The 13,745-nt window shown below is 63.7% G+C and carries 12 protein-coding genes; 3 read left to right on the top strand and 9 right to left on the bottom strand.

What is annotated here, in order from left to right; all coding sequences use genetic code 11:
• Positions 1 to 28: 28 nt before the first annotated feature.
• Both ACLE20_RS11815 and ACLE20_RS11810 read right to left on the bottom strand, forming a co-directional pair.
• On the bottom strand, positions 29 to 499 hold the full coding sequence (locus tag ACLE20_RS11815; protein ID WP_410940481.1) for a DUF6644 family protein: 471 nt from the start codon (positions 497 to 499) through the stop codon (positions 29 to 31).
• Positions 493 to 960: a hypothetical protein gene (locus ACLE20_RS11810; RefSeq protein WP_410940480.1), complete on the bottom strand. Its 468-nt coding sequence runs from the start codon at positions 958 to 960 to the stop codon at positions 493 to 495. Before ACLE20_RS11810 ends, ACLE20_RS11815 begins: the two co-directional genes overlap by 7 nt.
• A 115-nt stretch (positions 961 to 1,075) precedes the next feature.
• Between ACLE20_RS11810 and ACLE20_RS11805 the strand changes: the two genes are divergently transcribed.
• Together ACLE20_RS11805 and ACLE20_RS11800 are read left to right on the top strand one after the other, a co-directional pair.
• On the top strand, positions 1,076 to 2,014 hold the full coding sequence (locus tag ACLE20_RS11805) for an AraC family transcriptional regulator (protein WP_410940479.1): 939 nt from the start codon (positions 1,076 to 1,078) through the stop codon (positions 2,012 to 2,014).
• A 489-nt stretch (positions 2,015 to 2,503) separates the two neighbouring features.
• On the top strand, positions 2,504 to 3,349 hold the full coding sequence (locus ACLE20_RS11800) for a glycosyltransferase family 2 protein (RefSeq protein ID WP_410940478.1): 846 nt from the start codon (positions 2,504 to 2,506) through the stop codon (positions 3,347 to 3,349).
• On the opposite strand, the gene ACLE20_RS11795 is transcribed toward ACLE20_RS11800, so the two are convergent.
• A complete protein-coding gene (locus ACLE20_RS11795) occupies positions 3,333 to 4,652 on the bottom strand; it encodes an ATP-binding protein (protein ID WP_410940477.1) in 1,320 nt (439 codons plus the stop codon). The genes ACLE20_RS11800 and ACLE20_RS11795 overlap by 17 nt on opposite strands.
• A gap of 250 nt (positions 4,653 to 4,902) precedes the next feature.
• On the opposite strand from ACLE20_RS11795, the gene ACLE20_RS11790 reads away from it, so the two are divergent.
• Positions 4,903 to 5,751 carry a MipA/OmpV family protein gene (locus tag ACLE20_RS11790; protein WP_410940476.1) on the top strand — a complete coding sequence of 283 codons (849 nt, stop codon included), beginning with the start codon at positions 4,903 to 4,905 and terminating at the stop codon, positions 5,749 to 5,751.
• Between the two features lie 99 nt (positions 5,752 to 5,850).
• Here the strand turns inward: ACLE20_RS11790 and ACLE20_RS11785 are convergent, their stop codons facing one another.
• The 6 genes from ACLE20_RS11785 to ACLE20_RS11760 all read right to left on the bottom strand — a co-directional run bounded on the left by ACLE20_RS11785 (position 5,851) and on the right by ACLE20_RS11760 (position 13,745).
• A complete protein-coding gene (locus ACLE20_RS11785; RefSeq protein WP_410940475.1) occupies positions 5,851 to 6,573 on the bottom strand; it encodes a response regulator transcription factor in 723 nt (240 codons plus the stop codon).
• Between the two features lie 116 nt (positions 6,574 to 6,689).
• A complete protein-coding gene (locus ACLE20_RS11780; protein WP_410940474.1) occupies positions 6,690 to 7,307 on the bottom strand; it encodes a methyltransferase family protein in 618 nt (205 codons plus the stop codon).
• A gap of 180 nt (positions 7,308 to 7,487) precedes the next feature.
• The gene (locus ACLE20_RS11775) at positions 7,488 to 10,550 is read right to left on the bottom strand and encodes an efflux RND transporter permease subunit (RefSeq protein WP_410940473.1); all 3,063 of its coding nucleotides are present in this window, start codon (positions 10,548 to 10,550) and stop codon (positions 7,488 to 7,490) included.
• Positions 10,547 to 11,734, bottom strand: a complete 1,188-nt coding sequence (locus ACLE20_RS11770; protein ID WP_410940472.1) for an efflux RND transporter periplasmic adaptor subunit — start codon at positions 11,732 to 11,734, stop codon at positions 10,547 to 10,549. The genes ACLE20_RS11775 and ACLE20_RS11770 overlap by 4 nt, the downstream gene beginning before the upstream one ends.
• 190 nt (positions 11,735 to 11,924) lie before the next feature.
• Complete coding sequence (locus tag ACLE20_RS11765; RefSeq protein WP_410940471.1) at positions 11,925 to 12,440, bottom strand: flavin reductase; 516 nt, start codon at positions 12,438 to 12,440, stop codon at positions 11,925 to 11,927.
• 9 nt (positions 12,441 to 12,449) lie between these two features.
• The gene (locus ACLE20_RS11760) at positions 12,450 to 13,745 is read right to left on the bottom strand and encodes an LLM class flavin-dependent oxidoreductase (RefSeq protein WP_410940470.1); all 1,296 of its coding nucleotides are present in this window, start codon (positions 13,743 to 13,745) and stop codon (positions 12,450 to 12,452) included.

Below are 13,745 nucleotides of genomic sequence, written 5' to 3'. Positions count from 1 at the left end.
TCTTTGCTTCCACTCGCTGCTCTTGCATTCAGATGAAGGGGATCCACCGACCCGCGAACACCGCACTGATCCAGAGCAGCAAGGACATGATGGCGGAAAGTTGCGCCCTCCCCGTTCCGACGATGGCGGATAGATCGACCCCTAAATGGCCAAGGCGCAGAACAAGGGCGTTGAGACCTGCGACGGAGAGGATCGCCATTTTCATCAGGAACGCAGGATTCCCTGCGTAACTCGTGATTCTTACGGAAACGAGCAGTGACCCTGTCGAGGCAGCCAGAACGAAACCGACAAGCGCTATTCTGACCAAAGTCGGCAAGGCGCTGTCGAGGTCCCGCCCAAGCAGGCCCATGAGCCGTAGGTCTGCCACTGCGATCGAGCCGAAAAGCGTAGCGATCCCAAGGATATGCAGGGCCGAGAGGGCAGGATAGATCCAGGGTACCGTCACGATGAGCCGAACAGGGACGGACGCCTCGATCTGCTCGAGCAGCGCGATCAGCATCCGTCGACCCTCGGGGCCCAGTCTCCTGTATAGGAAGCAACTTCACCATTTGTCAGACGAAGCCAGGTACTGCGCAGTTGATGCGGCGACAGGCAATTGCGAAGCGCGACCACTGTCACGCGGTCGCCAGGCTTCAGTTTGCGTGCGAGATCATAGAACATGCGCACCGGGGACAGCTCGATGGTACGAACCTCTCCGACGTCCTCGGGCCGGACTGCCACCGGACCAAAATACTCGCCTGGGCGTCCAAGCTCGGCATCTGGAACTTCTTTTTGCCCAACACGAACGGAAAGGACCGGATGGGGAGGCGCGAAGGTCGTGGCGGTCACGACGCCTGAGATCAGGATTGGTCTGGAGGCGTCGTAGCGGCCCGTGACACCGTGATGAGCAAGCACACTACCTGCAAAACCCAAGGTGAAAATCAGGACGATGACCCTACGGGGAAATAAGCCAGACAACATGCAACGCTCCTTGGTCAAGTGCTTCGCTTTTGCGTCGAGATCAGACTAGGCGGTTGTGCTCACACGATCTATGGCCTAAGGTCCGCAATATCGTCGCAATCGTCCGGAATTGACCTTGGATCCTCTCTCAGATGTCTTGTCGCTGTTGAAGACACGCAGCTACGTCTCCTCCGGTTTCAGCGCCGGCGGTGCATGGTCGCTTCACTTCGCGATCCATAACGACGTGATCAAATGCTACGCGGTCGAGGCCGGCGGATGTTGGCTGGTGGTCGAGGGAGTAGCCGAACCCACCAAACTGGAAGCTGGCGACTGCTTCGTACTGCCGAGCGGGCGTCCGTTCCGCCTGACGAGCGATGTGACACTCGCTTCAATGGACGCCAAGTCTGCCTTTCCCCCTGCCAGCCTTGGTGGGACGGTCACGCTGAACGGGGGTGGCGACCTGCTGCTGGTCGGCAGCCGGTTCACGGTCGCCGGGCATCATGCAGGCATGCTGCTGAAGATGATGCCGGCGATTGTCCATATTCGAAAGGATGCGGACCAGGCCGCCTTGCGGTGGTCGGTATCCAGAATGCGCGAGGAGCTGCGTGATGGCAGACCCGGCGGATCTTTGATCGCGCAGCAACTCGCCCACATGATGCTCGTCCAGGCGCTGCGCCTTCATCTTGCGGAAGGGACCCATGAAATGGGATGGTTTGCCGCATTGGCCGACAACCGCCTGAGTGCTGCGCTCCTGGCCATCCACACCGATCCTGCGAGGCGGTGGACACTCCAAGAGCTTGCCACGCAGGCAGGCATGTCGCGATCGGTGTTCGCACAGCGGTTTCGGGAGGCCACCGGCGAAACGGCGATGGACTATCTCACTCGTTGGAGGATGCTTCTCGCCGGCGAGCAGCTCGAACAGTCCAGTCGGCCGCTGTCGATGATCGCTCCCTCGCTCGGCTATGAGTCCGAAAGCGCCTTCACCAACGCCTTCAAGCGCGTGATGGGCTGTCCGCCGAGGGACTTTCTCCGGACCCAGCGGCAATCGCGCCTCGAGAGTCGGGAAATACGCTGAGGAGAGCAAGAATAGGTTTCGGTAGAAGATGTTACAGCCGGTCGGATTGGAGTCATTCGAACGCCCGCCCCCAAGTCCCTAACGTGGAGATCAACGGCTACGTAGCAGGGTCGATGCCGTGATTTGATAGTTTCATTGCATTCTTTTTACTGCACTCAACCTGCCTTACAGTTCAGGTCAGTTTGCTTCTGTCATTATCTGTCAGGCCATTGTTGCGTCGGGGATGCTGAACAGCCTGCCTGATGAGGTTGAGCCCGACATAAAGCTTTCGAGGCTCCAGCGTAATCGATACCAACTCTCTGAGCCCTAAGTGTCACTGGTACATCCTGATAAAGTGACTGGCGCCCCCGGGCAGCAAAAGCTGCTTTGTCAAGGCATGCAGCGTCTCCCTGGCACCTTCACCTGATGCAACAAATCATTGCATCCCGACCACGCGGTCTCTGCTCTACCGTTGCTGTCGTACACACAGCAATTTCGGACCCGACTGAAATGGACCCGCTGATCATCACACTCTCGACGATCCCGCCGCGCTTCCGGGACCTCGACCGCACGCTCGGCTCGCTCCTTGACCAGCACGCCCCTGCCCGCGACATCCGGCTCCATATCCCGCTTCGCTACAAGCGGTACCACGATTGGGACGGACGGCTCCCCAGGGTGCCGCAGGGCGTGACGCTCGTGCGGACCGCGTTCGATTACGGTCCGGCGACGAAGATCTTGCCGGCCGTCCGAGAATTTCGAAACCAGCCGGTTGAACTCCTGCTTTGCGACGACGACCGGATCTACGATCCGGGCTGGACCAAGCGATTCCTCGCGGCGCGCAGCCTCTATCCAAGCCATGTCATCACCGAGGATGGCGGGCAGATGGCGCGGCGGTCCAACGAATGGGGCCCGAGAGCGACCCCGCGCCGGAAGGACTGGCGGTTCCGGATGAATCGTGCCGTGACGTTTGGGGCCTACCGGCCGCCGAAATGGGTCCAGTCCGGCTTCGTCGATGTGTTCAAGGGCTATTCCGGCGTCCTTCTCAAGCCGGACTTCTTGCCCGCCTTCGCCTTCGATATCCCTGACATTCTCTGGACCGTCGATGATGTCTGGCTTTCGGGCTGCCTTGCGGCCAATGGCGTTGGCATATGGGTCAACGCCAACGCGCCCCTGCCCCGCGAAGCGCGCGCCGCGCGCAAGGATCCGCTGCTGCGCTTTTCTCATCGGGGGCATGATCGCCGGCTGGCAAATCGCGCCTGCCGAACCTGGTTCCAGGACAATTTGGGGATCTGGACGGCGCAGACGCCGCGGGGAGCTGGGACGTCGGGATCGAGCGAGCTTATCCAGGGAGCGTGATGCGAACCCGCAGACCATTGGGCTCGCGATCGAGGAGGTCGATTCGTCCGCGATGCGAGTGCACGATCTCGGCGACGATCGAGAGGCCCAGTCCGAAGCCGGCGATCGTACCGCCACGGGCGGTATCGGCCTTGTAGAACGGCTCCATCACGCGCGAACGATGTTCCGGCCCGATGCCCGGACCGTTGTCGGCAACCTCGATGACAACCTCCGAGCCGAGCGTGCGAAGCGCGACCTCGACACGGGTGCCGAACTTCGAGGCGTTGTCGCACAGATTCGTCACGGCGCGCATCATGCTCAGCGGCTTGAACGACAGGATGAGCTTGGCCGGGCCGTCATAGGCGATGTCGTGGCCCATATCGCTGAACTCGGCGCAAACGGTCTGCAGAACCGAAGCAAGATCCGCCCTTTGCACGGCCTCCTGCTCGTGACCGTCCCGCATATAGCTCAGGCTCTCGTTCAAGAGATGATCGATCCGCTCGATGTCTCCTAGAAGCGGGTCGCGGATTTCGTTTTGCGGGATACGCTCGGCCCGCAGACGCAGGCGGGTCAGGGGTGTTCGCAGATCGTGACTAATGCCGCGCAGCATACGCGTTCGCGAATCCGCCATGATCGAGATGCGCCGCTGCATGCCGTTGAGCGCACGCGCCAGGGCCACGATCTCGACGCTGCCCTGCTCTTCGAAGGGGGCCGTGCCGAGCGAGAGGTCGACGCTCGCCGCCGCGGAGGCGATCCGGCGCAGCGGTCGGGTGATGGCCCAGACGGCAAAGAGCGAGAAGAGCAGGATCAGCGTCACGAGGGCGACCAGGTAGTTCGATCCGAAACTCAGTGCGTCGCTGCGGAGGAAGCCCTCCGGCAGATCTTCCAGAATCAGCATCTGCTCTTTGTCCACCTGCGCAGCCAGGACGCGCTTGCCCTCCCAGAAGGTGCGCCAGCCACCGAGCGGGACGACGCCATTGTCCGGCGGAAAGATCCAGTCGAGAACGACATGCACCAGGCGCTCGTTGGGCGAGGAGGTGGTGAAGCTCTCAGCGATCGACAGGGGCCGGAGCTGCAGCTTGAACCCGCTTCGGTTGGCGACATCGACGATCAACCGGCGCTCCTCATCCGTTGCCGACGATAGCATAATCGCCAGCGTCGTCACGCGCTCCGACAGTTCCTCGACGTCCGGCGCATTATAGTCTTGCTTGACCCAGCGCTCGAGCGTCGACCCCGCAAAGAGAACGATCACCAGGCAGATCAGAACAAGCCCGGTGATCTGCCCGAGGATCGTCGATGCAGATAGAGCAAGCAGGCGGGCCAAGTTTTCCCTCGCGGCGATGGTCGTTGCGTTAGCAGCCACTGTCCCATGGATCGTCCGCAAGATGCAGCGGTCTCTGAAAGTTTGTCGTTAAATTTTGTTTCGGGCCGTCCCGGAGCCCGGCGGCGCGAAGGAAACAATCCGCAACACAAAGACATGCCGGTCCGGCATCGCGCATGGGAGGACACTGCGTCGAACCCACTGGCTCGCTGCCCTGCGCAGCTGGCCTCGTGTCCAACGCAATGGAGCATCCATGTCTCTTCCTTCATCAACCGGCCGGCTCTTTTCCTCCTCGGCGCTCCTTGCGACGCTGTGGCTGGCAGGCATGACTTCGAATGCCGTGGCTGCCGATGCAGACGCGGTCACCCCACCGCCCGAGCCCGCCTTCGACCAGGCGCGCCTCTATCCGGAAAAGGCCGGGAAAAACTGGAGCCTGATCCTCGGCGCCGGAGCGAGCTACGAGCCCGAATATGAGGGTGCGGACTCGTTCAAGATCAGCCCGATCCCGCTCGTCGTCTTCACCTACGGGAAGTGGCTGGAGATCGATCCGACGGGCGTGACGATCAGGGCCTTCGAGCGGGACGGGTTCGCGCTCGCCGCCAAGGTCGGATATGAGGATGGGCGCGACGAGGACGATGCTGATCGGCTCGATGGGCTGGGCGACATCGATTTCGCGGCGACGGTCGGCGCCAAGGCGTACTATACGTGGAACGGCCTGGAAGTCTTCGCGCAGATCGACCAGACCATCGACGGCAGCGAGAGCCTGATCGGCACGATCGGGGCGGAGTATCAGGCGCCGGTGACCGAGCAGCTGATCCTCGGCGCCGGCGTCGAGGCGACCATTGCGAATGACAAGCACATGGAAGCCTATTTCGGCGTCAACGCCGCGCAATCGGCCCGGTCCGGCCTGCCGGAATATGAGGCGGAGGGGGGGCTGAAGCGGGTCGACGTGTCGGCTTCCGCAACCTATCTCGTCAACGAGAACTGGCTTATCCGCGGCGAGGCCGGTGTCGGCTTCCTGACCGGCGATGCCGCGGATAGCCCGATCGTCGAAAAGAAGGTCCAGCCCTCCGCGTCCCTCTTCGTCGGCTATAAATTCTAAGGATCGATCCCCGGCCTGCCCTCTGAAAAGCCGTCTTGCAAGGCTTCTCAGAGGGCCTCACTATGAGGCCACGCCAGACCCGCGCGCCCCGCTCGCCCCCTACAGCTGCTCAACCTTCGCCGTGAAGACATAGCCCCCAAGACGGACCGTCTGGAGAAGGACCGGATTTCGCGGATCCTCCTCGATCTTCTGTCGCAGGCGGCTGATATGCACGTCGATGCTGCGCTCGATTGGGCCGGCCAAGCCCGTATGGGTCAGCGACAGCAATTCCTCGCGCGTGATGACGCGGCTCGGATTGCGACAGAAGGCCAAGAGCAGGTCGAACTCCGTCGTCGTCAGCGCGACCCGCGCATGGCTCGGATCGTGGACCTGACGGCGCAAGGGATCGATCTGCCAGCCTTCGAAGCGCAGCGTGCGTTGCGCCGACGTGCTCGCCAGCCCGTAGGAGGCGCGCCGTAGCAGGCTCCTGATCCGCGCGACCACCTCGCGCGGGCTGAACGGCTTGGTGATGTAATCATCGGCGCCCACCTCCAGCCCGACAATCCGATCGACCTCTTCCCCCAGCGCTGTCAAAAGAATGATCGGCGTCGTCTTCTCGGCGCGGATGCGGCGGCAGATGCCGAGGCCATCTTCGCCCGGAAGCATGACATCGAGGATGATGAGGTCGTAGTCGTTGTTGCGCAGCAGCGCCTGGGCCACATGACCATCCTCGGCCACCGTCGGCAACATGCCGCTTTCCTGCACCGTCAGGGCCAGGAGATTGCCGATCTCTGGATCGTCCTCGACGATGAGGATTTTCGTGTTCGTCGCACTCGTAAGCATCGCGGTCCTCGGTTTGGGCGATATGCCATCAAGCATGGCGCGCGAGCTGAAGATGTTTCCGTTTATAAAGATTTGTTGCGAGCGGTGAACCGAGTTTCGCTTTTCGCTTACCGAAGTCAGAGCGGCAGGGTCCAGAGGATGGGGAGCAGGCCGGCCGACTGGGCAAGCTTGATGCAATCGAGCCCCAGCCAGGCCACGAGGAAGACGGCGCCATCCCGCAGGCCGCCGATTGCATGAGCGGAGCGTAAGGGTAAGCCGACGCCCTCCCGCCAGAGTGCGGTGTCCGGCCAGAGCCTCGGCGTCGAGCGCCTGTAGGCGTCAAAACCTTCGCCATAGCGGCTGGCGAGAAAGCTCTCCTCGCCGCGAATGGCCATTTCGAAAGCCAGGTAGGCCAGTACGCTGATGAGGATCATCGCGAGCAGGCTTCCCGTCTGCGCACCGATACCGACCACGCCGATCAGGCTGAAGAGGTAGAGCGGATTGCGGGTCATCGAATAGGGGCCCGCGGTGACGAGCTCCGCATTCTTCCTGCCGCCGATATAGAGCAAGGACCAGGCACGCCCGGCAATCGCGGTGAAGACTGCCACCGTCCCGATCATGTCCAAAACCCCTTCGACGACGGGGATCGCCGGGGGCGCTGCGGCGAAGAGCAGCAGGCCCGCGGACCCGGCCCCGAGAAGGCGAAGCGCATTGATGCGGTATGACTGAAGAAAGGGGGTTTGGAGCTGTGTCATGGTGCGGAGAGACCTCGAACGCGACGGGGGACGCTTGATTTTTCCCACGAGGCGGAGCCGCCAAGCATAAGAAAACATTGCTTCTTGTTGCGGGCTCGAAGGGAGGCCGACCGGAAATCCGGTCAGCCTCCCCTGACGCTCCGCCCGACGGGGACGGACAGAGCTTGGGCTTTCTGGATGCTAGCGCTCGGCTGCGGGCGACTGGAGAACCACGCGAAAGAGCTGTCGCGCGGCATCGCCGAAAGACGAGACGAGAAGGTGCAGCGAGGGGATGACGATCAGCGACAGGAGCGTCGAGGCCAGGAGGCCGCCGATGACGGCAATCGCCATCGGCGCGCGGAATTCGCCGCCATCGCCGACGCCCAAGGCCGAGGGCACCATGCCGCCGATCATGGCGAGCGTCGTCATGAGGATCGGCCGCGCCCGCTCGCGGCAGGCCTCGACCACGGCGTCCACGCGGCCATGACCCCGCGCCTCCCGCTCGACCGCGAACTCCACCAGCATGATGGCGTTCTTGGTGACGATCCCCATCAGCATGAGGATGCCGATCACGACGGGAAGCGAGAGGGAGGAGCCGCTGAGCAGCAGGGCCGCTGCCACGCCGCCGATCGAGAGCGGCAGGGAGGCCAAGATGGTCAGCGGCGGCAGGACGCTGCCGAACAGCAGGACGAGCACGATCAGCACCAGCATGACCCCGCCGCCCATCGCGACGGCAAAACTCCCGAAGACATCGCCTTCCGTATCGGAGTCGCCTGTCGCCTGGATTGACACGCCTGCGGGCAGACCCTTGACGCTTTCGAGCTGGTAGACCCGCTGCAACCCCTGTCCCGTCGTCACGCCTGGCGCTATGTCAGCGCCGATCTCGATCCGCCGCTGGCGGTCGAAACGGTCGATCGAGGCGACCGTCTCGTCGAAGGTGAGCTCGGCCACGGATAAGAGCGGTACTTTCCCACCCTTGCTGGACGGCACCATCAGCACCTCCAGCCGGGGGAGATCTCCCCGCATGGCTGGATCGACCGTCACCCGGATCGGGATCTGGCGCGAGGTATCGATGAAATTCGCCAGCCTGGCGTCGACATCCCCCACGGTCGAGATGCGCAGCGTGCTGGAGATCGCCGCTGCGGAAACGCCGAGCATCGCCGCCTTGTCGCTCAAGACCGACATGCGAAGTTCGGGACGCATGGCACCGCTGTCGCTTGCCGGCGCCACGAAAGTGGGGTCGGAGCCCATTTCGCGAAGGATCGCGGCGGCCGCATCCTGAACCGCTTCCCCGCGACCGAGCACCGCGAAGGACAGATCGCGGCCGCCGCGATCATTGAGGAAACGCAGGCGCGCATCAGGGATCGACGCGAAGGCCTTCGCCAGTTCCGCTTCGATCGCGAAAGACGATCTCTGCCGCTCGGTCTTGTGCTTGAGGTCGATGGAGACCACGGCATGGCGGACATCCTGCTCGCCGCCCATGCTGGCGCCGGTGCGGGCAAAGACGCCTTCGACCTCGTCCAGCCGGCTGGCGCGGGCGGAGATCTCGTCGGTCACGAGCCGCGTGTCGGCGAGCGTGGCTCCGGGCGGCAGCTCCACGGTCAGTATCAGCCGCCCCGTATCCTCCGCCGGCAGGAAGGTTGTCGGCACGGCGCTCAGCGACAGGATCGAGAGCACGAAGAGCACCGCGGCGAGCATCACCGTCAGCCCCTTCCAGCGAAGGGTCCCGCGCAGGATGGCCTCATAGCGTCTCAGCGCCCAGCCTTGCGGCACCTCGCGCGGCGGCTGCCCGGTCATGACATAGGCGGTCATGATCGGCGTGATGAGGCGCGCGACGAGAAGCGAGAAGAAGACGGCCACGGCCACCGTCAGGCCGAACTCGCGGAAATAGAGGCCGACGACACCGCTCATCAGCCCGACCGGTGCAAAGACGGCCATGATCGTCGCCGAGATCGCGATGACGGCGAGCCCGATTTCGTCCGAGGCGTCGAGCGCCGCCTGATAGGCCGATTTGCCCATATTGCGGTGGCGCACGACATTCTCGATCTCGACGATCGCATCGTCGACGAGGATCCCGGTTACCAGGGTGATCGCCAGCAGGCTCAGAATGTTGAGCGAGAAACCCATGAGGTCGAGGGCGAAGAAGGTCGGGATGATCGACAGCGGCAGGGCTGTGGCGGCAACGAGCGTCGCGCGCCAATCACGTAGAAAGAGGAAGACGACGATGATCGAAAGAAGCGCGCCTTCGCCGAGGGTCTGCAGCGCCGAGTGATAATTCCCGGCCGTGTAGGAGACGTTTTCGTCCACCAGCCTGAACCGGATATCGGGTCTCTCCGCGGCCATTGTCGCCACCGCATCCGCAACGGCAGACGCCACGGCCACGTCGCTTGCGCCTTGCGACCGATAGATGCTGAAGCCGACCACCTCTTCGCCTTGATAGGTCGCGCCGGTGCGCGCTTCCACCGTGGTGTCGCTGATGCTGGCCACATCCGACAGCTGGACCGAGGCATCGCCGGCCAGCGCCAGCCGTTGCGCGGCGAGATCGGCGACCGAGCGCGGCGCTGCCGCCGTCGTTAGGATCTGCTCCTGCCCCGCGACCACGCTCCGCCCGCCGGAGCGATCGATCTGGGTCTGATCGAGGATCTCGTTGATGCCGGCGACCGAGAGAGACAGCGCCTGAAGCCGGTCGGGATCGAGCGCGACATGAATCTCGCGATTGGCGCCGCCAACGCGCTCTACCCTGCCCACGCCGGGGAGCCCCTGAATCCGCCGGACGATCTCGTCGTCGACGAGCCAGGAGAGATCTGCCATGTTCAGCGCGTGGCTGGCGACGGCATAGGTCACGACCGACTGCGCCTCCTCCTCCACCCGCTCGATCACCGGTTCGTCGATCGTCGCCGGCAGATCGCCGCGGATGCGAGCGACGGCATCGCGCACATCATCCATGGCCCGATCCGGCGAGACCAGTCCGAGTTCGAACTCGACGGTAGTGACCGAGCGCCCGTCGGCGATCGACGAAGCAAGCTCCTTGATGGCCGGCAGGGACGCGATGGCGTTTTCGACCGGCTGCGTGACCTCGGTTTCCAGCTCACCCGGGGTTGCGCCCGGCTGCTCGACCGTGACCGTGGCCGTCGGCGTCACGATGGTCGGAAAATGGGTGATCGGCAGATGGGAAAAGCTAAAGAGGCCGACGATCGTCAGCACGATGAACAGCAGGATCGACGGGAGCGGCTTGCGGATCGCCCAGGCGGACATCGTGTTCATCGGGCGACCTCCCCTTCAGCGACGGCAAGCGAGGATGCGGCGACCCGCTCCCTGGGCAGCCGATCGGTCATCGCGGTCATCGGCCGGACCCGATCCTGCGGCTTGAGGAAGCCACCCGATCTCACCACCACCATCTCCCCCTCGCTCAGCCCGGCGCTGATCTCGATCAGGCCATCCTGGCGCAGGCCGACCTCCACCTGGCGTGCATCGACGATGCAGTTTCGCACGACGAAGACGCTGTGCCGGCCGCGCGCACTGTCCACGGCCGTCTGCGGCAGCAGGATGTTGCGCCGCGACGAGGCATCGATCGTGGCGCGGGCGAACATGCCCGGAACTGCCCCCTCGCCCGAAGCGAGCGCGACGCGGATCTCGCCGCTTCGCGTCGCCGCATCGAGCCGCGCCGCCTTCAGCCGGATGCGCCCCTCGAATATGTCTCTCTGTCCGGGCAGGCTGATCGCGGCGGACATTCCCTCGACGAGACGGGGAAAGGTGGTTTCCGGCACTTGCGCGACGAGCTCGACGGCATCGTCCTCGGCCAGCGTGAAGAGCGGTTCGCCCTCGGACGAGCTGATGCTGCCGATGCGCGCCGGGCGGGACAGAACGAGACCTGCCTCGGGAGCCCGGACCGTGCTGCGCGCGATGGAGAGTTCGATCTCCCGCCGCTCCCGCTCGACAAGATCGGCATCGGCTTTCGCGAGCACCAGCGACTGGCGGGCAAGGCCGAGTTCCGCGACGGCGCGCGCATGGGCATTTTGATGCTGGTCGAGCACCTGCTGTGCCACGGCTCCTTTCGGCTGCAAAGCGAGGCTTCGTGTGAGCGTGCGCTCGGCTTCCGTCTCCGTCACCGCCGCGACCGCGACCCTGCTTTCCGCCACCGCGACCGAGGCCCTGGCCCTGGCGCCGTTCACGTCATTCTTGTCGAGGAGCAGACGGGCATCCGCCATGTCGAGTATGGCCAGAGGCTGGTCCTTTTCGACATGCTGTCCCACCTCCACCAGGAGCTGCTCGAGCGCCCGACCCTCAACCCGTGGCCGGACCTCGATTTCCTCTCGTGGCGCCAGCGTGCCGATGACGGCGATCTGCTCCCTGACCGCCGCCTGGCGAGCGACGACGACCGTGACGGCCATCCCGTCTTCGGCCGCGGCGACCGAAGCGGAGCCGAGAAGACACGGAAGCAGCGTCATCAGGAAGAGACGTTGGGGAGGACGTAAAGAGAGTGTCGCACGCATTGATCTGCCTTCCGCTGGATCGGAACGGGGTCCGATGATCCACGCCACGGTAGACCCCGCCGCCGGATGAAGGATGAGATCAGGTTACGAAACGTTGCGCCTTTTTCCGAGCCAGCAGCAGGACCAGCGACCGTAAATGGCGTTGTCATGCCTCTCGCGTGCTGAGGGTCGCATAGCGCCGCGCGACATAGAACAGGGCGTCCTCGCAGTCTCCGGTGGCGAGGCCGATGACGCGGCCGAAGAGCACGCGATGCGTTCCGAGGTCGAGCGACTGGACCAGCTCGCACTCGAAGTGAACCAGCGCATCGGCGAGCAAGGGTGATCCGCTGCACCCTTCCCTCCATTGTCCGCCGGCAAAACGCTCGGCCATTGCCGTCTTGCCGCCGAACAGGTTCGACAAGGCCTCGTGACCGGAAGAGAGCGTGTTGACGCCGAAATATTGCGCCTTCTCGAAGGCCGGGAAGCAGGAGCTCGTGCGGTTCAAGCAGGCAAGCAGCATTGCTGGCGTATCGCTGACGCTGCAGACGGCTGATGCGGTAAAGCCGTAGGGACCATCCGCGGCCTTCGTCGTCACGATGTTGACCGCGGCGCCGAGACGGGACATGCCACGGCGGAAGTCCAGACTATCCACCGTCTGGAAACCATGAACCGGCATTTCCATCAAGCCCTCCTACTGACGGGCCGGCCGTGCGAGACCGAGCCGGTCCCGCAACGTGCCGCGTTCATACTCGGTGCGATAAAGCCCCCGCGCCTGGAGGATCGGGACGACCATGTCGACGAAATCGGTCAGGCCATCTGGAAAGTGCGACGGCATGATGTTGAAACCGTCGGCAGCGCCGTTCATAAACCAATTCTCGAAGGTGTCGGCGATATGATCGGGCGTGCCACAAAGCACCCAGTGCCCGCGTGCTGCAGCAATGAGATTATAGACATCCCGCAGCCGCATGGTCTCGCGTCGCGCTTTGTCGAGCATCACCTTGGCGAAAGCGTGATAGCTGTCGGAGGGCTGCAAGCCTTCGGGGATGGGTCCGTCGAGATCGTAGACACTCATGTCGACGCCGAAGCGATCGGAAAGGAGTGCCAGCGCATTGGTTTCGCTGACGAAGCCCTGGAGCGCTGCCAGTTTGTCATGCGCTTCGCGCTCCGTCCGCCCGACGATCGGCATGACGCCGGGAAGAATGATCATGCTGTCTTCCGAGCGCTGATAGTTCGGCAGGCGATCCTTGACCGACCGGTAGAAGCTGCGCGCCTCGTCGAGATCCTGCGTGACGGAGAAGACGACGTCCGCGGATTTGGCAGCCAGATCCTGTCCCGGTCCCGAACCGCCGGCCTGCAGAATGACCGGCTGGCCTTGCGGCGAGCGGCCGATATTGAGCGGTCCCTTGACCTCAAAATGCGTGCCCTGATGATCAAGACACCGAACCTTGGCGGGATCGATATAGAGACCGGTTTCGCGGTCCGCGACCAGCGCGTCATCGGCCCAGCAGTCCCATAGGCCGCGCACGACCGTCAGGAACTCGTCGGCGATCTCGTAGCGCTTGGCATGATCGGGATGGACGGTCCCAAAGTTGGCCGCCGCCACGGGGTTCGCCGTCGTCACCGCGTTCCAGGCTGCACGACCGCCGCTCAAATGGTCGAGGGAGGCGAAAGCGCGCGCGACGGTGAACGGATCGCTATAGGTGGTGGAGACGGTGGCGCCGAGCCCGATATGCTTCGTTGCGCCGGCGATCGCCGACAGCAGCGTCAAGGGCTCGAGCCGCGCCGTGTAGGATGGATGAGCGGCGGGGTCGGCATACAGATTGTCGCCCATGAAGATCAGGTCGAACAGGCCGCGCTCGGCTTCCTGAGCAATCGCGCGGACCTGATCGATATCTTGAAAATTGTCGACCGCACCCGGCATCCGCCAGCCGGCGACATGGCTGCCGGTCCCCAGAAGAAAGAGGCCGAAATGTATCTGTCGAGTCAT

The sequence above is a fragment of the Rhizobium sp. YIM 134829 genome (assembly GCF_046546455.1).
The sequence above is the reverse complement of the archived record's forward strand: the minus strand, read 5'-3'. Positions and strand labels throughout refer to the sequence as shown.

Excerpts from the sequence above, each read along its gene's own strand:
- ACLE20_RS11815 (WP_410940481.1), bottom strand. The coding sequence starts at position 499 with ATGCTGATCGCGCTGCTCGAGCAGATCGAGGCGTCCGTCCCTGTTCGG.
- ACLE20_RS11810 (WP_410940480.1), bottom strand. The coding sequence starts at position 960 with ATGTTGTCTGGCTTATTTCCCCGTAGGGTCATCGTCCTGATTTTCACC.
- ACLE20_RS11800 (WP_410940478.1), top strand. The coding sequence starts at position 2,504 with ATGGACCCGCTGATCATCACACTCTCGACGATCCCGCCGCGCTTCCGG.
- ACLE20_RS11790 (WP_410940476.1), top strand. The coding sequence starts at position 4,903 with ATGTCTCTTCCTTCATCAACCGGCCGGCTCTTTTCCTCCTCGGCGCTC.
- ACLE20_RS11785 (WP_410940475.1), bottom strand. The coding sequence starts at position 6,573 with ATGCTTACGAGTGCGACGAACACGAAAATCCTCATCGTCGAGGACGAT.
- ACLE20_RS11780 (WP_410940474.1), bottom strand. The coding sequence starts at position 7,307 with ATGACACAGCTCCAAACCCCCTTTCTTCAGTCATACCGCATCAATGCG.
- ACLE20_RS11775 (WP_410940473.1), bottom strand. The coding sequence starts at position 10,550 with ATGAACACGATGTCCGCCTGGGCGATCCGCAAGCCGCTCCCGTCGATC.
- ACLE20_RS11770 (WP_410940472.1), bottom strand. The coding sequence starts at position 11,734 with ATGACGCTGCTTCCGTGTCTTCTCGGCTCCGCTTCGGTCGCCGCGGCC.
- ACLE20_RS11765 (WP_410940471.1), bottom strand. The coding sequence starts at position 12,440 with ATGGAAATGCCGGTTCATGGTTTCCAGACGGTGGATAGTCTGGACTTC.
- ACLE20_RS11760 (WP_410940470.1), bottom strand. The coding sequence starts at position 13,745 with ATGACTCGACAGATACATTTCGGCCTCTTTCTTCTGGGGACCGGCAGC.